Origin of the sequence: Vibrio sp. 10N.261.45.E2, assembly GCF_002875705.1 — a bacterium.
Classification (GTDB): domain Bacteria; phylum Pseudomonadota; class Gammaproteobacteria; order Enterobacterales; family Vibrionaceae; genus Vibrio.
In genome coordinates this window covers 19809-39004 of sequence record NZ_MCZZ01000152.1, presented here as the reverse complement: position 1 = coordinate 39004, position 19196 = coordinate 19809, and the positions used below count along the sequence as shown (strand labels likewise).

Annotated in this window: 11 protein-coding genes and 2 pseudogenes; 6 read left to right on the top strand and 7 right to left on the bottom strand. The window is 45.1% G+C overall.

Annotated elements, in window-relative coordinates:
* Positions 1-79 precede the first annotated feature (79 nt).
* From BCT34_RS20920 to BCT34_RS20895, 6 genes and pseudogenes are all read right to left on the bottom strand, one after another.
* Positions 80-943, bottom strand: a pseudogene (locus BCT34_RS20920) (hypothetical protein).
* Positions 944-1071: 128 nt separating this feature from the next.
* Positions 1072-1953 carry a helix-turn-helix transcriptional regulator gene (locus BCT34_RS20915; protein ID WP_076650546.1) on the bottom strand — a complete coding sequence of 294 codons (882 nt, stop codon included), beginning with the start codon at positions 1951-1953 and terminating at the stop codon, positions 1072-1074.
* Positions 1954-2212: 259 nt separating this feature from the next.
* Positions 2213-3739, bottom strand: a complete 1527-nt coding sequence (gene putP, locus BCT34_RS20910) for a sodium/proline symporter PutP (RefSeq protein ID WP_174571116.1) — start codon at positions 3737-3739, stop codon at positions 2213-2215.
* A 131-nt stretch (positions 3740-3870) separates the two neighbouring features.
* Positions 3871-4575: a 1-pyrroline-5-carboxylate dehydrogenase gene (locus tag BCT34_RS20905; protein WP_076650544.1), complete on the bottom strand. Its 705-nt coding sequence runs from the start codon at positions 4573-4575 to the stop codon at positions 3871-3873.
* A gap of 11 nt (positions 4576-4586) precedes the next feature.
* Positions 4587-7724 carry a bifunctional proline dehydrogenase/L-glutamate gamma-semialdehyde dehydrogenase PutA gene (gene putA, locus BCT34_RS20900; protein WP_076650542.1) on the bottom strand — a complete coding sequence of 1046 codons (3138 nt, stop codon included), beginning with the start codon at positions 7722-7724 and terminating at the stop codon, positions 4587-4589.
* Between the two features lie 181 nt (positions 7725-7905).
* The gene (locus BCT34_RS20895) at positions 7906-8730 is read right to left on the bottom strand and encodes an AraC family transcriptional regulator (RefSeq protein WP_076650541.1); all 825 of its coding nucleotides are present in this window, start codon (positions 8728-8730) and stop codon (positions 7906-7908) included.
* Positions 8731-9212: 482 nt separating this feature from the next.
* Between BCT34_RS20895 and BCT34_RS20890 the strand changes: the two genes are divergently transcribed.
* The 3 genes and pseudogenes from BCT34_RS20890 (at position 9213) to BCT34_RS20880 (ending at position 13486) form a co-directional block, all read left to right on the top strand.
* Positions 9213-10316, top strand: a complete 1104-nt coding sequence (locus tag BCT34_RS20890; protein WP_017065149.1) for a PEGA domain-containing protein — start codon at positions 9213-9215, stop codon at positions 10314-10316.
* 223 nt (positions 10317-10539) lie between these two features.
* Positions 10540-12369: pseudogene (locus BCT34_RS20885) on the top strand (SUMF1/EgtB/PvdO family nonheme iron enzyme).
* 334 nt (positions 12370-12703) lie between these two features.
* A complete protein-coding gene (locus BCT34_RS20880; RefSeq protein ID WP_076650539.1) occupies positions 12704-13486 on the top strand; it encodes a helix-turn-helix transcriptional regulator in 783 nt (260 codons plus the stop codon).
* A gap of 102 nt (positions 13487-13588) precedes the next feature.
* On the opposite strand, the gene pdxH is transcribed toward BCT34_RS20880, so the two are convergent.
* Positions 13589-14224, bottom strand: a complete 636-nt coding sequence (gene pdxH, locus BCT34_RS20875; protein ID WP_017061203.1) for a pyridoxamine 5'-phosphate oxidase — start codon at positions 14222-14224, stop codon at positions 13589-13591.
* A 167-nt stretch (positions 14225-14391) separates the two neighbouring features.
* On the opposite strand from pdxH, the gene BCT34_RS20870 reads away from it, so the two are divergent.
* The 3 genes from BCT34_RS20870 (at position 14392) to BCT34_RS20860 (ending at position 19184) form a co-directional block, all read left to right on the top strand.
* Positions 14392-16302, top strand: coding sequence for an ATP-binding protein (locus BCT34_RS20870; protein ID WP_076650538.1), 1911 nt, complete (start codon positions 14392-14394; stop codon positions 16300-16302).
* Positions 16303-16384: 82 nt separating this feature from the next.
* Positions 16385-17680: a response regulator gene (locus tag BCT34_RS20865; protein ID WP_076650536.1), complete on the top strand. Its 1296-nt coding sequence runs from the start codon at positions 16385-16387 to the stop codon at positions 17678-17680.
* A 112-nt stretch (positions 17681-17792) separates the two neighbouring features.
* Positions 17793-19184: an HlyD family type I secretion periplasmic adaptor subunit gene (locus BCT34_RS20860; protein ID WP_076650532.1), complete on the top strand. Its 1392-nt coding sequence runs from the start codon at positions 17793-17795 to the stop codon at positions 19182-19184.
* The last annotated feature ends 12 nt before the right edge of the window (positions 19185-19196 follow it).

The following is a 19196-nucleotide window of genomic DNA, read 5'->3' as shown; positions in this document are numbered from 1 at the left end:
AAATCTACCAACAAAAAACGGCACTCCCATCATGAAAGTGCCGATTTATAAAATCATTCAGGTTCTATCTGACGTCAACTTAGAAGCCAAATTTACCATTGTCGTTCTTCCACTCTGAACGAGCAGGAATGATTTCGATTGTGTCCCAGTGCTCAACTATCTTGCCGTTATCAACACGGAATAGATCATAAAAAGCGACGTGGTTATTCATAAATTGACCTTCACTGATCGACAACACAAAGTTTCCTTGTCCCAAGATCTTATGATTATCGGTATAAACCATTGGCATGCCAGCTTCCGCTAACGCCCCCAAAGCCTCACCTAAACCGCTTAGACCATCGGCCACACCTGGGTTGTGCTGTATGTAGGCACTGTCTTCGTTGTCGATATAGTTATTAATCTTCGACATATCACCGCCGATCAGAATGTCTTTAACAAAGCCACTGACCAACTGCTTATTCTTGTTGGTTTTATCAAGGTCTACGACTTTAGTCGCACCATCTAACTGAGTTCGTCCACTTGCGTTTGGTTTGGCAATTTCTTGCAGGTTATCCCAATGCTCGACTATCTGCCCTTCTTCAAAACGGAACACATCAAAACCGACTTTTGGCCCAAAGAAGTTATATTCGGTATGAGTGACAACATAGTCGCCATCTTGAAATGAGCGCTTCACTTGCGCTTTCGCTGAACCTTCTGGAAGCATTTTCAACACTTCACCAAAGCCTGCTAATCCATCACCTACCGCTAGGTTATGTTGGATGTATTTTTCAGGATTAATGTAGCTCACTGCTTTCGCGTCACCCGTTTCAATACTTGAAATAACCGCGACAGCTTTTTCTTAAATAGATAGATCTTGAGCAACCACCGAACCGGTAACGACAGAAGCAGCTAATACGCCAGCAGTCAGTAGTGTTGATTTGAATGTGTTGGTTGTTGTTTTCATTATTAAGTCCTCTCGTTGGCTTGGAAACTATATTAATCAACGAGAGAAATTCGCGGCAGAGTGTATTTAGGCAGAAAAATGGTAGATATCGAACCTTACTGTATCCATGTTCGATCACAGCTATTCGATTAGAGACGGCTTTGAGTATCTTTTTGAAACTCACTAGGCGTCATTTGAGTATAATTTTTGAAGTACTTAACGAAGTTACTGGCGTCTTCAAAACCAAAGTCAGACGCCATTTTTTGAGACGTAATGTTTCTCACCACCAGCTGACGTTTCATTTCTAACACGGTAAAAGAGTCGATGATCTGCTTAGCCGTTAATCCCGTTGCAACTTTGCACACTTGATTGAATGTCTTGTAGGTGGTGTTAATTTGATTAGCGTACCAGTTTGCATCACGCACGCGCAGATAGTTATTTTGAAGAAGCTCAAAGTAGCGGGCAAACTTAATATTCTGCTGCAAGCTCAAGGCGTCTTGCTTCACTTCAGGTCGCAATCGATGAAGAATCAATGCCAGTGCTGAGAACAGGTACATCACAATCAAGGGATCAGGTTCTACCTGTTTCAATTCCACCATAATTTGTTGTAATAGACTTTGCGTCCGATCTTGATGAGGCTCGTCTAGTGACAATAATGCCGAGTGCGCTTTGTTCAAATGAGTGGGTGTGTAGTTCGGCAGCTTCATATTAGCGTGAACGCTGTCTAAGAACGCTTGAGTAAACAAAACCGCAGTGCCTTGTGGCTTGCTACTAAAATCAAAAGCGTGCACCTGCTCTCTTTGAATGAACAACACATTCCCTTTGCAAAAAGGGTAGTCCTTAAAGTCGACCATGTGCGTGCCAGAGCCTTGCTCGATAAACAAAATCAGGAAGAAGCTAACGCGATGTGGCATTTGAGGATCGTGGTTAATATTGTTTTCTGAATAGAGCTGAGACAAGGGCACCAATTCCAATTCAGCTTGCGCCGTTTTTTCATGATTGAAACCAATGTTCGGGATTACTTTAGGCACGGCTTACCTTCCTATTTCTTTTATTCACAGCTCTTAGCAAGAATAATGTATCCCCGCAGGAACTGAAATGTTCCAATCCTAGAACTATGACTGAACCAACGTCACTAAAGTCGTTGGCCATCCTCACTGCTTCAAATTGGTAAACGTAACAAAAGGTCGAATGCATTAGAAAATGGTCAAAAAAAATAGAGCCACCAAAGTGACTCTATTATTTTTAGCTAATGTTATTTGCTAATTCACATCTGTTTTACAATGTAAATTAGTCTAGCTCAACTAGGTTCTTCTCGAACTCAGCGTGTTGCTTCTTAACTTCGTCTTCTGGCTCGCCAGTAATCAAGCTAACAACAACGATAGAGATCGTTGATAGGATGATTCCCGGTACGATTTCGTACACATCAAACCAACCGCCCGTGAACTGCTTCCAAAGTACAATCGTAACACCACCAACCACGATACCCGCTAGAGCGCCGTTACGGTTCATACGAGACCAGTACAGGCTCAATACGATAGCAGGGCCGAATGCAGCACCAAAACCAGCCCATGCGTAAGATACAAGGCCTAGTACTGAACTGTCTGGCGTCATCGCTAGTACAAGTGCAATTAGAGAGATTAGGATAACCGCGAAACGGCCTACACGAACGATCTCTTCAGACGTCGCATCTTTCTTAAGCACTTGCTTGTACAGATCTTCTGCCATTGCAGATGAAGAAACAAGAAGCTGTGAATCCGCAGTACTCATGATTGCCGCTAGGATTGCAGCAAGTAGGATACCTGCGATTACTGGGTGGAACATCGCGTTCACAAGAAGCATGAAGATCTTCTCGCCATCGTCTAACTTAGGTGCGCCAGAGTTCGTCACGTAGATCAGACCAACAAGACCCACCAGCATTGCACCAATCATAGACAGTGCAGTCCATACCACCGCAATACGACGCGCTGTTGCTAAGTCTTTATTAGTACGTGTTGCTTTAAAACGAGCAAGGATGTGTGGCTGACCGAAGTAACCTAAACCCCATGCAGCTAGCGAGATGATCGCAATAGCAGAAAGAGGCTCGCCTTTCGCATCATTCCACAGCGTGAGTAGCTCTGGATTGATGTTATGAAGGTCAGTCGATAGCTGACCAAGACCGCCGTTCATTGCTGCGATTGGTACAATCAATAGTGCCGCTGACATCAGTAGACCTTGAACTAAGTCAGTCCAAGATACCGCTAGGAAACCGCCAAACAGGGTGTACGAAACCACACATACGGTACCGATAATTACCGCTGTTGTGTAATCTAGACCGAATACCGTTTCAAACAATTTACCACCTGCTACCAAGCCTGAGCTTGTGTAGAAAAGGAAGAATAAAAGGATAAAGAAAGCAGAAATTGTTTGGATCAGCTTAGAATTATCGTTGAAGCGACGGGATAGGAATTCAGGCAGCGTCAGTGATTCAGTAGTAATACTGTAAGTACGTAGACGTTTAGCACTGATTAACCAGTTTGCCCAAGTACCCACAAGTAGGCCACCAGCAAGCCAGAATGCTTCAAAGCCAGCAGCGTACGCGTAACCAGGCAGGCCAAGTAGCAACCAACCACTCATGTCTGATGCACCAGCAGAAAGTGCAGCAGGCCAAGGGCCTAACGAACGACCACCAAGGAAGTAATCCGTTGAGTTAGATGTACGCTTGTAAGCAATAACACCGATCGCTAGCATCATAATTAGATACGCAATGAACGTCGTCGTTATTGCAAAACTGTTTTCTATCATTTGATAGTCCTCATTTTGTAGAAAGCCTTCCATGCCTAATTCAATGCAAGACACTCACCGAAAAGGCAAGCGAGTGCATTGAGTTAGGTATTGAGGCTCCAAAGCACCATGGTGAAACCAAAAATGGAAACACCAAAGATCTTTAGAGCCAATTTTACTGAAGGTTAGTGAGCTTCGCTTCCAAGTTCGAGCAAGGTCGCGTTACCGCCCACGGCTGTTATATTTATAGTTCGCGTACGCTCGGTAATGAAGCGCAGCGAAAGGTGTGGATCATGAGCAACATTCATTGTCGCCAGATCCGTTTCAGCCACTAAACCGACGATGGCACCGTCACGCTTAGCAAGCTGTAAATTGATAGCTTGTGCCGTTTGTGAATTACCGACGTAGCCAGCACTCCGTACATCGCAAGATAGCAACTGTTGAGCAGCATCATACGAAGCAACCTGTACTAAGTTACTTGGCAAATTCGCTTGTTTCGCGGCATCTGCAATTAGGGTATTGAACTGCACGTCATCACTGCATAATTGAACACTGTTACCTGCCAATAGTGCTGCAGTAATCATCGCTGTAGCAGTTTGCAGTGCTGGCTCTTTGTCTTGGCAATCATCAACAATCACCAAAGCCACGCCACGTCCGGCTGCATATAGCTCGTTTGTTTCACCAGTAGGGCCAGCCATTAAATGCTGCTCAGAAAGCAGCGCAGACGCTTGCTCTAGGTGATAAGTCGCCACTGCCGCCAAAGACGTAGATTGGCTTTCGATCTCTGATTTAAATGAAAGTACCTGAGCACTCTTATGATCAAAATCGGTTAGATTCCATTGTTCCCACGCTAACAAAGCATCAGAAAAACCTGTCACTTGATGAACCATGATACTGCTCCTTATGCCTTGTCTTGTGATTGAGAGAAATGAACATCAGTAAAGCGATATAGGTAGTGAGGACCACCCGCTTTAGGACCAGTACCCGACAAGCCTTGACCGCCGAATGGTTGAACCCCAACTACAGCACCTACTTGGTCACGGTTGATGTAACAGTTACCGACACGAACGTGTTTTTCGATCCAACGATAAGTTGTCTCGTTGCGGCTGTGGATACCCATGGTCAAACCAAAACCGGTTTGGTTGATTTGGTCTACGACTTGCGCTAACTCACTCGCTTTGAAGCGAACGATATGCAGCACAGGACCAAACTGTTCTTCTTTCAAGCAGCTGATGTCATCGATTTCAAACGCACTTGGTGGAACAAAGTCACCATGTTCACAATCCGTGCCTAGAGAAAGTTGAGCCACCTTCTTCTGGGTATTGGTCATGTTTTCTAAGTGCGCCATCAGCTTCTGTTTCGCGTTTTGGTCGATAACAGGGCCCACATCGGTTTTATGTAGATGTGGAATGCCAACACTCAACTCATCCATCGCGCCGTGAATCAATGCAATCACGCGGTCTGCGATGTCTTCTTGAATGTAAAGCACACGTAGCGCAGAACAACGCTGACCTGCTGAAGCGAATGCTGAACGAATCACATCACGAACTACCTGTTCAGGCAGTGCAGTACTGTCGACGATCATCGCGTTTTGGCCACCTGTTTCCGCAATAAACGGAACTGGCTTAGCATTACGAGTAGCTAATGACACATTGATACGCTGTGCCGTTGGCGTAGAACCAGTAAAGGCAACGCCAGCAATTGCATCATGGCTTGTTAGTGCACTGCCGATCTCAGCACCGCGACCCGGTAGTAGCTGAATCGTGCCAGCAGGGAAGCCCGCTTCATTCATCAATTCAACCGCACGAGCTGCAATCAAGCTTGTTTGCTCGGCAGGCTTCGCCACAACCGTGTTACCCGCTACTAGTGCAGCAGTAATTTGGCCAAGGAAGATTGCCAGAGGGAAGTTCCAAGGGCTGATACAAACGAACACACCACGACCTTGTCGTGAAGCGATTCGAGTTTGGCCGTCAAAACCTTTTAGTTCGAAACCTTGTAGGTTGTTCGCTTGTTTTGCGTAGTAACGACAGAAGTCGACCGCTTCACGCACTTCATCAACACTATCGTGAATCGTCTTACCCGCTTCTTGATGACAAATTGCCACCAGCTCAGCTAGGTTGTCTTCCATCAAATCAGCCAGTTTCTCAAGCGCAGCGGCTTTGGTTTCAACCGATGTTGCGTTCCAATCAGCGAATGCTGCATCTGCGCCAGTGATCGCTGCGGAAACATGATCAAGGTTAGCGAAAGCCACCTGCCCCACATTAATACGACGATCATAAGGTGCCGTGACTTGCTCAACGTTCTGATCAGCCTTGATCATGCTTTCAGCAAGAGATTCACCGTTTATCACAGGTCCGGCAGTCCATTGATTGTTCAAGAAGCCTTTTACTTGCTCTTCAAACTGATGCGCTTCACTTTCAATATCAATGTTCACACCGTAAGAGTTCTTACGCTCTGGGAATACTGCTGGTGGCAGAGGAATCTTAGTGTTGTTCAATGTATCGAACGCTAAAAGCATGTCGACTGGGTGCTGTGTTAGCTCAGCCACAGGGCAACGAGCATCAACCAAGCGGTGTACAAACGAGCTGTTTGCACCGTTCTCTAGCAGACGACGTACTAGGTATGGCAGTAGATCTTTATGGCTACCAACAGGCGCGTAGATACGTACCGACTGTTGGTAAGCTTCCATGGCATGGTTGTAAAGAGAATCACCCATGCCGTGTAAGCGTTGGAATTCAAAGTCCTTATGGTCTGTCATCACTGCAATAGCAGAAACTGTGTGAGCATTGTGGCTCGCAAACTGCGGGAAGATATTGCCACGAACACTTGGGCTCAATAGGTAACGCGCACAAGCAAGGTAAGCTACGTCTGTCGCTTCTTTACGTGTGTAAACTGGATAATCAGTGAAGCCAGCCTGTTGCGACCATTTGATCTCACTGTCCCAGTACGCGCCTTTCACCAAGCGAAGTGGGATTAAGTCACCCTGCTCTTTCGCTAGACGGTTTAGCCAAACAAGAACCGGTAGAGCGCGCTTTGAATACGCTTGAATCACCAGACCAAATTTACCCCAACCTTTCACAAGGTCAGTGCGGTACAGTTTTTCGAATAATTTAAGAGAAAGCTCTAGGCGATCCGCTTCTTCTGCATCAATCGTAATCGCTACATCAAGCTCGACAGCGCGGCGCAATAGTTGCTCTAGCGTATCGCAAAGTTCAGTCAGTACGCGGTCTTCGTTCGCCACTTCATAACGAGGGTGAAGTGCAGAAAGCTTGATAGAAACAGACGGTGCTGGGCTCGATTTTGAAGAGACGTATGTATCTCGACCTACGGCTTCAATCGCCATGAGGTAATCTTTGAAGTATTTATTTGCGTCAGCAGTGGTCAATGCCGCTTCGCCTAGCATGTCGTATGAGTAGGTAAAACCCTTGTCACGCATAGACTTACCGTTCTTCTGCGCTTCAGCAATGCTGCGACCAAGAACGAATTGGTGACCCATCACCTTCATTGCTTGGTGCATCGCTTTACGAATCACCGGCTCAGAAAGCTTGTTCACTAAACGGTTAACCGCTTGACCTGCACTCTGCTCTTTAGATGAAAGCCCAACCACTTTGCCTGTAAGCATCAAGCCCCAAGTGGATGCATTAACAAACACAGAATCAGAATTCTTTAGGTGAGCTTTCCAATCCGCAACGCTTAACTTGTCACGAATCAGCGCATCAGCCGTCGCTGAATCAGGAATACGCATCAAGGCTTCCGCCAGACACATCAGCAAGATGCCTTCTTGAGTATCTAAGCTGTATTCAAGCAACAGTGCATCGATCATCTGGATAGAAGTCTTATCCGCACGGATAGCTTCGATCAATGATGTCGTTTTCTCTGTAATTTGCTGCTTTTCTGACTCAGAAGGGGTAGCTAGCGGCAGAAGTTGCTCTAGCCATTGGGTTTCATCCACCATATATAATGGTGAGATAAGCGACCATAGATCAGCAAGCGACTGCTCATTGAATTCTGGCTTTAACACATCAGTAGCTGTAAACATGCGTTTTCCTTAATCTCACACCCGGAATTAGCCCGGGATCTCTACAATGGCTGCAGTGTATTTAGAGTATATAAGGATTACTTGTCAAAAACTCCGAGTTTTTTGCTAAAAACTCGCTTTATTAACAAAACAAACACAACGTCACATATGAAACTTTAAAATAATATGCCGTTTTGTTTCACTATTTAACAGAAATTTTCTTTTTGTATTGAGATGGCGACATACCTTGAAGGCGTGAAAAGGTGTGAGTAAAGGAGGATTGGCCGGAGAATCCAGCAAGTTCTGCAACCTGACCAAGGCTCAAATTACCTTGTTCGATCAAGCGACGAGAGCGGTCGATACGCTTACCAAGCACATACTGATGGGGGGTAATGCCCATTTGCTCTTTGAACAGCATGTGGAACTGGCTTTCGCCCAAGAACACGCTACCAGCAAGCTGAGCGACGGAGATCTTATTCGCGAGATGTTGCTCGATGTAGCGATCCAACGCTTCAAGATCAAAACGCGAATCTTTAATCGAGGTTTCAAATGCAGAGATGTGTCTTTGCATTAAGGCGATCACCGTGTCATTGCAGGCGCGGCTTAGCAAGAGATCATCAGGACTCGCCTGCATCTCTTGCACTAACATATGAATAAGCTTTTGAATTTGCGCGTCTAATTGGAAGTAAACGTTCGATGATTCTAACTGGTTAATCTTCTCTAACATCAGAGGGTCATCATCCGTTGGCACAGGCATGTTGAGCACGAGAATATCCGACTGACCAACCACACCACCGAAAGCATGATCAGAGCTTGCTGTTACCACACAACCTTGCCCTGGACCGACAAGATTACCCTTACCGCTCACTTCAAATTCCGCCTGACCTTTTAAACCAATCACGACCTGCGAATAGTGATGCTCGTGACAATCCATATGCGAAGGCAAAGTAATGATCTCCGCAGGACGAGGGCCAGTAAGGCCTAGCGGAGACAAGTCTAGGTTTGGAAAGGGTAAAGGTTTTGGCATGACAGCAAAGTACTCAGGTCAACATAGTAAGAATAATACTCTGAAATCTGCACAAGATGAATTTGTAAATGATCATGAGAGTCATTACCTAATCTTAAATAGAAGATCATCATCGCGATCGTCTTGATCATGCCTCCGGAAAGATGATCAAGAGTGTATAAACTACGGGCATTGTAAAACCAATCGTTCCAGTGAGTTTAGGGGCTTCACGCCCACTCATACCAATACGTCAAAGTGACTCATAAATGAGAACGTAATCACCGCACAATAACGGCAATATTTTCTTATTTAGCTCAAATATTTTGCTTTAAACCTGTAAAAAGTGTATCCGAAGTACCGAAACTTGGCTTTTGAGTAGATTGGATAGCAATAAAACGGTATAAAGACGGGTACTGTGTTAATTGCTAATAACTAGTGACTCACAACTAGGAAGTAGACACTTTATTAACGAGCCAATTTCAATCTACAAGTTGCAGGGACCTATGACTAACTTTCGAATTTCAGCGCTTTTACTCGCGCTATCCCCACTTTGGGTATCTGCATCGGTATCCGCTGAAGAACTGAATCAAGTCGATCCCGTTTCAGCTATCGATGCAAAGCTAACAGAGAAAAACTCAGATATTGAGCGTATTTCAGCAACCAAAGTATCGGCGACTGAGAACCTAAAACAACTACAAAACAAAAACAGTAAGTTGTTGCGAGAAGGTGAAGAACTTAAGGCAAAACGTAACAGAGCCAAGTCTGTATTAGACAAACAGTACAGTCGCTTACTTGAAGATCCAGAAACGGATCTGGTCTCTTTCCAGAAAAGTTACCAAGATGCGTGGGCTGCGGTTAAAGAGAATCAATCGTCTCAGCTAGATAACGAACAAGCGATTAACGAGAGCGAAATTCACCTTTCTCAAATCAAGCAAAAGCAAGCTCGCCTGAATAATGAACTGGCAAACTTGAGAGAGTCAAAAGTTGAAGCTCGCGTAAAACGTATCGCAACAGAACTGCGTGAAAGTGCGGTTCTTGAAACCAGCTACACAACCACATGTTCATCAACAATGACACTGGGTGAATGTACTGCACAGGGTAAACACCTGACGAATCAAAAAGCCGTACAAACGTTCAAGAGCCAATTACTTGAGCAGCTCACAGAAAGCACACTCGCGAAACAAAACTTACAAGGTGTTCAGCTGAATATCCATGTTCAAGACAGCCAAGCAATCAAGAGTGGTTTCTCTGGTAACAACTCTTACTTCATGCAGATGCAAGCTCAGCTCCAAGCAAAACCGGAAGCTGTCGCAGCATGTAACCTATTGAATGTTTCGACTCGCTACTGTTTAACAGGCAGTGATGCCGCGGTCGTTAAGAAGAGTGACAAACAATGGGCTAACGTGACGGTACGTTCTGATCAGTACAACGACTCAGTAACCATCAACGGCATTAAGTATGGCAGCACCCCTCTTGAGGTTGCGCTACCAAGCGGTCGTCACCAAGTCACTATTTCGAAACAAGGTTACGAGTCTTACAACCGCACAGTTACCATCAACGGCAGCGACACAATTTGGGTTAAGCTTCTTCCTAGCAAAGAAAGCTAAACGCCCTTTCTATATTGAGCTGAGCCGATATAAACGCTTAGCTCTATATTAGATAGCCGTGCCTATTTCACATAGCTGAATGAACACTCGCCATTTTGTTGATAGTTATAAACTGTATGATCGATATAAACTTGTACGGTCATTATGAACAATAGCTACAGACGAAATGGCGATTTCGTTGAGAATATTCGATTAACCTAAATTACGATTGAAGTAGCCCATCATGCGCCAAGGTCTTCCTACTCTATTATTTGCACTTACTCCCTGCTTAATAACGCCAGCTGTTTTTGCTGAGGCAACACCACCTGCGATCGCATCATCTGTCACCGACATTGAAAGCTTACTTTTCGAAAAACACGCCGACCTGACGGCTGTTGAGAAAAAACTGGCGGACAAGCAAAACCAAGTCGACAATCAGGCGCAGCAAACGGCACGTCTAGCTAAACAATCTGCGGAAGCAGAACAAAAACTCGCGACGGCGAAAGCAAACCTAGAGCAAGACTACACGCGCATGATTGATGAGCCCGATTTCGATATCTCGCCAGCTCAAAAGCGCTTCCAAGATGCTTGAAAGGTAGTCAAAGAAGGCAAGCTTGCGATTTCAGACTCTGAGCAGAAGCAACAAGGCTTGATGATCGAGCTTGAATCGATTCAAGCGGAGAAAGTGGCTGCCGAAACTTCAATCGCAAACCTAAATCAAGATAAGCTAAGAGCAAGAGCAGAGCGACTAAGAAGCGAAATCACTCAGACAGAAGAGCAAACCGTTAGCTTTACTAACCGTTGCAGCAGCGATATGACACTGGCGCAATGTTCAGACCAAACGGTGACCTTGGCACTTCAAAAAGCAGTAAAACAGTTCCAACATAGCCTGGTTGATAACGCGACTGAATCGAAAACAGTGAAAGAGCACCTTGCGTCTGCTTCATTGAATATTCACGTTCTACAACACAAAGTGAAATCCTCTGGCTTCTCTGAAGATAACCGTTACCGAGCGGTGATTGCAGCGAACCTAGAGACTCGTCCAGATAAGAACACACCTTGCCGTCTGCTTGGTATTCAATCATCAAACTGTTTCACGCAAAGCGATCAGCAAGCCAACGACCAGCAAAAAGAAGTCGCTTGGGTTAACTTGGTGGTTCGTTCCAATCAATACAACGACAATGTTTCCATCAACGGCGTGAACTATGGCAGCACACCGGTTGAAGTGATGTTGCCGACGGGCCAACACATGGTCACCATCGAAAAAGAAGGCTACCTTTCTTTCCACCAAGAGCTAAAGATCGCCCGCGATCACAACCTACGAGCCGTATTACAAGCCAAACAGAATTCATTGAATGTCGGCACTAAGTTTGCTGACCCAATGGGCAACGATATTCAGAGCCCTGAAATGATTGTCGTCGGCTCTGGTCGCTACCTACTTGGTGAAAACAACGCACAACAAGTCACGATCAAACAGCCGTTTGCATTAGCAGCAACACCAACTCGTGTTCAAGATTTCAAAGCATTCGTAAAAAGCACAGGCTACCAGACAGACGCAGAGCTAATGAACACCTGCGATACGTTCGTCAACGCTGAGATCACGACCGTTTCAGACAATGACTGGCAAAACCCTGGCTTTAAGCAAGCAGATAGCTCACCCGTTGTATGTGTTACCCAAAATGATGCCAAAGCTTATACACGTTGGTTATCTAAAAACACCGGCTTCACTTACCGTTTACCAACACCACAAGAGTGGGAAGCCGCAGCAAGAGCAGGCCAAGACACCAACTTCTGGTGGGGCAATGAATTCCGTTCAGGCAAAGCCAACACTGGCTGGGCAGGTACACCTTGGTCAAACGTTAGCACATCTCCAGTTAAGTCATTCTTGCCAACGCCAACTGGCTTCTACGACATGGTGGGTAACGTATGGGAATGGACAACCATTCAGAAAGGCCTAGCAAAAGGTGGTGCCTGGAGCTTCTCTCCAGAAGAGGCAAAGGTGTTTAACGAACTGAACGTTGCACCTACAACCGCAGCCAACTACCTAGGATTCCGAGTAGTACGAGAGCTGTAGGTTCGCAATTATCACATTGAGCTGCGTTTATAGGGGAATTCCCCCCTTATGCATAAGCACTCCTAGGAGTAGATTCGTCGATAGAGTAGAAAGTCACTCTGGGTATCTAACTGGTACCTCAGTTTAATTTGCATGACCCTCGTAAATTAGACTGAAAATCTTCTACATGTCGACAAGGCATATCTTGTCTTTAGCCAGCCCCTCTTCAGGCTGGCTTTTTTTTGCCTGCTTATCACTCTTTATGTCCATCTATTCTCCGTGATTGACACAGTTAGTCAGCAGTCCGTTTAACTGTCAGTCACCCCTTATTTTTCGTACTGAGTTCAAACTCTAATTGCCGTTGCAGCGCAATAGTAAACTGATATCATTGCAGTATCGCCACCTACGAGATAAAACCTTGCCGGAATCACTAAACCCCATACATCGTTCTTTGTTCGAACAACTTCCAGGCTGCTGGGGCTGTAAAGATACTGACTCTGTTTTCGTATACGCAAACCTCGCTTACAACCAATTGATTGGCTTAAAACCGGGCGAGAGTTGTACCGGGTTGACCGACTTCGATATGCCTAGCCAAACCATCGAGTGCGCGCAAGACTTTAGAGCTCAAGACAGGCACGTAATGGAAACGCGTTCGACGTTAAAGATACTTGATATTCACCCCTATCCAGACGGACGCTGGCATGCTCATATCTTTACCAAAACCCCTTGGCTTGACGACGACAACAACGTCCAAGGCACCATCTTCTATGGGCAAGAGCTTACAGATACCGCGATCTTAGAGGTCGGTCATTGGGTTTGTCAGGCAACAGGAGCAAAAGGCAATCAGGCATCTCTTGCGGGGTCAGAGCCGCGTGTGTCTAAACTGCAAAAGCGGTTGACTTCAAGAGAGTCAGAGGTGTTGTTCTTACTGCTTTTCGGCAAGAAACCACAGTACATCGCATCGACGTTAAACATTTCAATCAAAACGGTCGAAGGCCATGTCGCGAGATTGAAGCAGAAGTTCGATGCGCGTAGTAAAAGCCAATTGATTGAGTATGCATTAGATTCAGGGTTAGGCTCAGTGATCCCAGAAACTCTGCTCAAAAAACAGATCTCTGTTGTTCTTCACAGTGATTGACTCACTCTTCAGCTGAAAATGCAGACAAAAAAATGCCGTTGATTTGATAAGTCTAATCAACGGCATTTTTGAATCTATTCAGCAGCTAAGCGATCAAGCAGCCTAAGGCGCTAGGCGATCAATATCCCAGCTGTTGTCTTGACGTGAGAATAAGAAACGGTCATGCAATCGGTGTTCACCACCCTGCCAAAACTCAATGCTATCCACACGCACACGGAAGCCACCCCAGAAAGACGGCACAGGGATCTCTCCTTTAGCAAACTTCTGTTTCAGCTCTAAATACTTACCTTCTAAAATTCCACGAGCTGAAATACGGCTACTCTGCTTACTTGCAATCGCGGCCAACTGGCTCTCTTTCGGACGCGACGAGAAATACTTCATATTTTCCATAGCGGTCAGCTTTTCAGCCGTGCCCGTAATATGAACTTGTCGTTCGAGTGGATGCCAAGGGAAGTGTAAACTGATTTTGCTGTTGTGCTCAAGCTGGTGCGCTTTACGGCTGCCTAAGTTGGTGTAAAAAACGAAACCGTCTTTATCAACATTCTTCAGCAAAACAATTCGTTGAAATGGCTGACCGTTTTCATCAACCGTAGCAACTGTCATGGCAGTAGGGTCCGTCAACTTAGCTTCAATGGCTTGCTCTAGCCATAGATTGAATTGTTCAATCGGGTCTGCGGCCAAGTCTTTACGTCTCAATCCACCCTTAGCGTATTCGCGACGAATATCTGTCAGTTCCATTTGGTTGCTCCTTTCAATTTTTTTGTGATTTTGCGCTGTAATCCTTTGAAACACAAGTCTCGGCCACGGTTTTGTCTCACAGAAGGTGCTCTGTGTTAACAAGATCTCGGTACTCCATCCATCATATTGATAATCTTTATACAAACCGATGACAAGCTGAGAACCGAGTGCCTAAAATTCTGTCGAACCTAATAACTCCTTTTGTTTTATTCTCATTGTTATTGGGAGCCGCAGGGCTGACCGCGACCCACTTTATGGCTGTGCAGTTCCAAGAAAAAATCGTCACACAGCAACTCGCCGAGGCGGCTAATAAAGCCAATCTACAAATCGATTCTGAACTGGATAAATTCAAACAGATCCCAAATTTACTCAGTCATGACCCGCGCTTGCTTTCTTATTTTGACTCATCTCGACAAACAGACAAGATTTCCGCTGCGCAGCTCAATCGTTTGCTATTCGAATGGTCAAATCAAAGCCAAGCTGACACCATTTATATTCATGACCAGAGCGGCACTGTGGTCGCTTCCAGTAATTACCAAAAGCCTCGCACTTTTGTGGGGGAGAACTTCTCGTTTCGCCCCTACTTTGCGTCTGCCATTCAAGGCAACAACACACACTATGTCGCGCTAGGCGCTCGCTCGAATGTACGGGGTTACTTTCTATCTTCACCGCTATATGTTGAGAATGAAATTGTTGGCGTTATCACGGTAAAGGTAAGTTTAGAAAACCTCGAAAATATCCTAACCAGCGACGATTTTGAGATTGTGGTACTCGACTCTAACCAAGTGGTGTTTCTTTCAAGCCAAGCACCGTGGCTTTATCATTCTTTGCAGCCACTAACTGAGCAACAACAAACGGATATCGCGCTTCAACGCCAATACGGTCAAAGCGAAATTTCGATCATTGAAGCCTTTCGCTCTTCAAGCTCTCAGCCAGAAGCTAGCAACACCAATAAATCTAGCAACCTTCAATCCAATGAGATCCGAAAAGAGCTCACCGCCAACCAGTTATTCAAGCTTGGTGCTTTTAATCTTTACCCTGCAACCATCAGCAACAACCAATACCAAGTTGTCGCACTAAAAGAGACCAGAGCTGAGCTGATTAAAGTCTTGCAGATCGATGTTATCTTCGTGGTGATTTACAGCTTGGTGATGCTCATTGCTTGGTCGTGGCGCCAGACTTATCTCGCGAAAGTAGCGTTGACCCGACTCAATCAAAATCTAGAACAAACCGTTGATAAACGTACCCACCACTTGAAGCAATCCAATCAACAGCTGCAACAAACTATTTTTCAATACCAAGAGTCGCAGCTAAAGCTGAAACAGACAGAACAAGAGCTAACTCAAACCGCTAAATTAGCGGTACTGGGTGAGCTGTCAGCCAGCATTAATCACGAAATCAACCAACCGCTTGCGGCGCTGCGAACCTACAGTGAGAACAGTTTAAAACTACTTGAAATGGAACGAACGGATTTGGTGAAAAGCAATCTCGATAAAATGATTGGCCTCAATAACACCATTACCGACATCATCGCGCGTCTTAAAGTCTTCACTCGCAAGGTCACCAAACAAGAACATCACGTAGCTAACCTGCACCAAGCGATTAACAACGCTACCAGTATTCTCAGTGCGCTGATGATTAAGCAAGGCATTACGCTAAGGTTAAGTACAGTGCCAGATGACATCAACGTTGCGATTCACCCAACCGAACTCGAGCAAGTACTGGTCAATCTGATTCACAACGCGACTCAAGCTCTTCAGCAACAAGCAATCGATCTGCAAACTTTAGATCGCCAAGCCTCAGCCCAACAAATTAGCCCACAGATAGGGGTTGAATGGCAACTGCATGATGATACTTGTCAGTTGATCATTTGGGATAATGGAGTTGGCATGCAGGATGACAAACTAGAACAGTTATTCGACCCATTTTTTACCACTAAACCGGAAGGCTTGGGGCTAGGGCTTTCAATATCGAAACGGATTATTGAAGCGTATCACGGCACCATCAGCGCGAACCAATTAGAGCCTTCAGGCATGGTATTCTCGATAAACATTCCGTTATATAACAATAAAGGCTAACGCACCGTTGTTACCGTTGATTATTGCTAATCTCACTGACTTCTAACCTCATATACTGCTAAGGACCCGACTTTTGCACTCTATGCCTAAACTCTATTTTGTCGACGATGAACCCGCCATTCGGGACTCCGTAAAACAAGCCATGCTTATTGAAGGCATCGATATCGTCTGCTTCCCCAATGCTATTGAAGCATTAAAGAAAATAGATACCGCACAAGCCGGAATTGTCATCACCGATATTCACATGCCGGTGATGGATGGCATTCAATTGACGCAAAAATTGCTGAGCCAAAACCCTCATTTTCAGGTCATCGTGCTTACCGGCCATGGTGACGTACAAACAGCGGTATCAGCAATGAAAGCCGGCGCTTACGATTTTCTGGAAAAGCCATTTGTGGTCGATGCCCTACTCACTGCTGTAAAAAAAGCGGCAGATAAGTTAGCTCTTGTTGAAGAGAACAATCTATTGCGTAAAGAGTTGGCAATGCAAAATCAGGTTGGCCCGAAACTGATTGGTCAATCGCCATCAATGCAGGCATTGCGCCGAGAATTGATCACCCTAGATACCAAAACCAACCCACTTTTACTGTTTGTGGGTGATTTAGGGACGGGGAAAAGGGTCACAGCACAATACACCCATGATTTACACAGTCATCAAACCGCCGAGCTTTGCCCTGTCGCAGCGTTTAATTTGCCACGCAGTGACGAAGCCACATTCCATCAGTTTGTTCTGCAACTGTTCTACAAGTATCAAGGTGGGACACTCTATATACATGAGACAGAAGCATTAACGCAGGATCAATGGCTGTGGTTAGCGAATCTAAAACCCACTCTACTTCGTGAAAACTCATGCAAGACCAATGCAACTTGTATCATTATCGCAACTACAGTAGTTCCTACTATAATTACAAGTGAACTGCGCCAATTTAAGTTACTACCCTTGGCGCAGAGAACGGAAGATATTGGTTCTTTGTTCAAACATTTTGCTCGCGGTGCAGCAAGTCGCTACCAGTTACCGCCGCCCGTCATTACAGAAAAAGAGATTCAACGACTGATTGCTACGCATTGGACGGAGAACATTCGTCAGCTTCGTCAACATGCTGAACTCAGAGTACTGACGCAAATTAAGCAACCGTCACTCGACAGCAATACTAATGAGCAAAATGACGACAATGAACTCGATATAAGCATTGAAGAGCAACAACAGTCGTTAAACCAACGCACCGATAGCTTTGAACAAATCATCTTGATAGAGGCACTACATCGCCATCAAGGCCGATTAAAAGAAGTACAACAAGAGTTGCAGGTGTCGCGAAAAACGCTGTATGACAAACTCAGAAAGCACCAACTCGATAAAACGGATTTCAAGAACCGATAAGTCTTAAAAAATATATAAATTCAAAGATTTAAAGGAACAAAACCTTAACATTTATCAGAAGTAGGAATACACTCATTAGGCTTGCACTTTTATTTAGCGAACAAGGACTGTTATGAGTCAGAAAAATTTCAGCAAATTGAACGAGACCGAACTTGAGTATGTCGATGATAAAACAGCGGCACTGCTCCTCAATACGCCTACCAGTGCGCGTATTATGTTGTGGGTGATCGTTCTGTTTTTTATTGCTGCTATTGGGTGGTCTGCTTGGGCAGAGATCGACAAAGTTACCGTTGGCCAAGGCAAAGTGATCCCTTCCTCTCAGATCCAAGTGGTACAAAACCTTGAAGGTGGCTTAGTAAAAGAGATCTTAGTTAAAGAAGGACAGCGTGTTCAAAAAGGCCAACAACTGCTGCTAATCGATGACACACGATTCCGTTCTGATTTCCGCGAACGTGAACAACAAGTGGCGAACTTAACCGCCAACGTATTAATGCTTTCCGCATCCTTAACCAGTGTTGTCATCAATGAAGAGTTCTCTGTAGAAGAGTGGAAAAAAAGCGTGCTGCTTGATTACGGTAAACTCGCCTTCCCACCTAAATTCTACGAACTTCAACCTAAACTAGTTAGCCGCCAAAAAGCCGAATATCGTCAAGACCTGAACAACCTAAAAAACCAACTTTCCGTTTTTGATCAACAAGTTGAACAGAAACAACAAGACCTTATTGAAATCAAAGCGCGTGTTCGTAACCTAAAACAAAGTTACCAATTTGCTCGCCAAGAATTGGATATCACCAAACCTCTCGCCGATGAAGGCGTGGTTCCACGAATTGAATTACTTAAACTACAAAGACAAGTAAACGACACTCGCCGAGAAATGACCTCTAGCGAACTTAAAATCCCTCTCCTGCGCTCAGCCATCAAAGAAGCCATGCTCAGCCGTATTGATGCCGCGCTGAATTTCCGCTCCGAACAACAAGAAAAACTCAACCAAGCTCAAGATAAGCTCTCTGCATTAACCGAATCTGCTGTTGGCCTTGAAGACCGAGTAAACCGTACTGTGGTGGTTTCTCCTGTAACTGGCACGGTTAAAACACTTGGCATTAATACTGTGGGTGGTGTTATCCAACCGGGTATGGACATCGTTGAGATTGTACCAACAGAAGACTCTCTATTGGTTGAAGCAAAAATCGCTCCACAAGACATCGCCTTCCTACGCCCAGAATTGACGGCCATCGTTAAATTCAGTGCCTATGACTTCACTAAATACGGTGGTCTGGAAGGCGTGTTAGAGCACATCAGTGCCGATACGACTCAAGATGAAGAAGGTAACAGCTTCTACATCGTGCGCGTACGCACCGAACAGCACAATTTTGGACAAAATGAAGAGCTGCCAATCATTCCTGGTATGACAGCCTCTGTCGATATCATCACGGGTAAAAGAACCGTACTTGAGTACATGTTGAAGCCACTATTAAGCGCTCAAAACAACGCACTAAAAGAGTAAGGACGTTTGATG

What these genes read in the sequence shown, in the direction of transcription:
- BCT34_RS20895 (WP_076650541.1), bottom strand. Translation starts at nt 8,730, where the DNA reads ATGCCAAAACCTTTACCCTTTCCAAACCTAGACTTGTCTCCGCTAGGC.
- BCT34_RS20865 (WP_076650536.1), top strand. Translation starts at nt 16,385, where the DNA reads ATGCCTAAACTCTATTTTGTCGACGATGAACCCGCCATTCGGGACTCC.
- BCT34_RS20905 (WP_076650544.1), bottom strand. Translation starts at nt 4,575, where the DNA reads ATGGTTCATCAAGTGACAGGTTTTTCTGATGCTTTGTTAGCGTGGGAA.
- putA (WP_076650542.1), bottom strand. Translation starts at nt 7,724, where the DNA reads ATGTTTACAGCTACTGATGTGTTAAAGCCAGAATTCAATGAGCAGTCG.
- BCT34_RS20890 (WP_017065149.1), top strand. Translation starts at nt 9,213, where the DNA reads ATGACTAACTTTCGAATTTCAGCGCTTTTACTCGCGCTATCCCCACTT.
- BCT34_RS20860 (WP_076650532.1), top strand. Translation starts at nt 17,793, where the DNA reads ATGAGTCAGAAAAATTTCAGCAAATTGAACGAGACCGAACTTGAGTAT.
- pdxH (WP_017061203.1), bottom strand. Translation starts at nt 14,224, where the DNA reads ATGGAACTGACAGATATTCGTCGCGAATACGCTAAGGGTGGATTGAGA.
- putP (WP_174571116.1), bottom strand. Translation starts at nt 3,739, where the DNA reads ATGGAAGGCTTTCTACAAAATGAGGACTATCAAATGATAGAAAACAGT.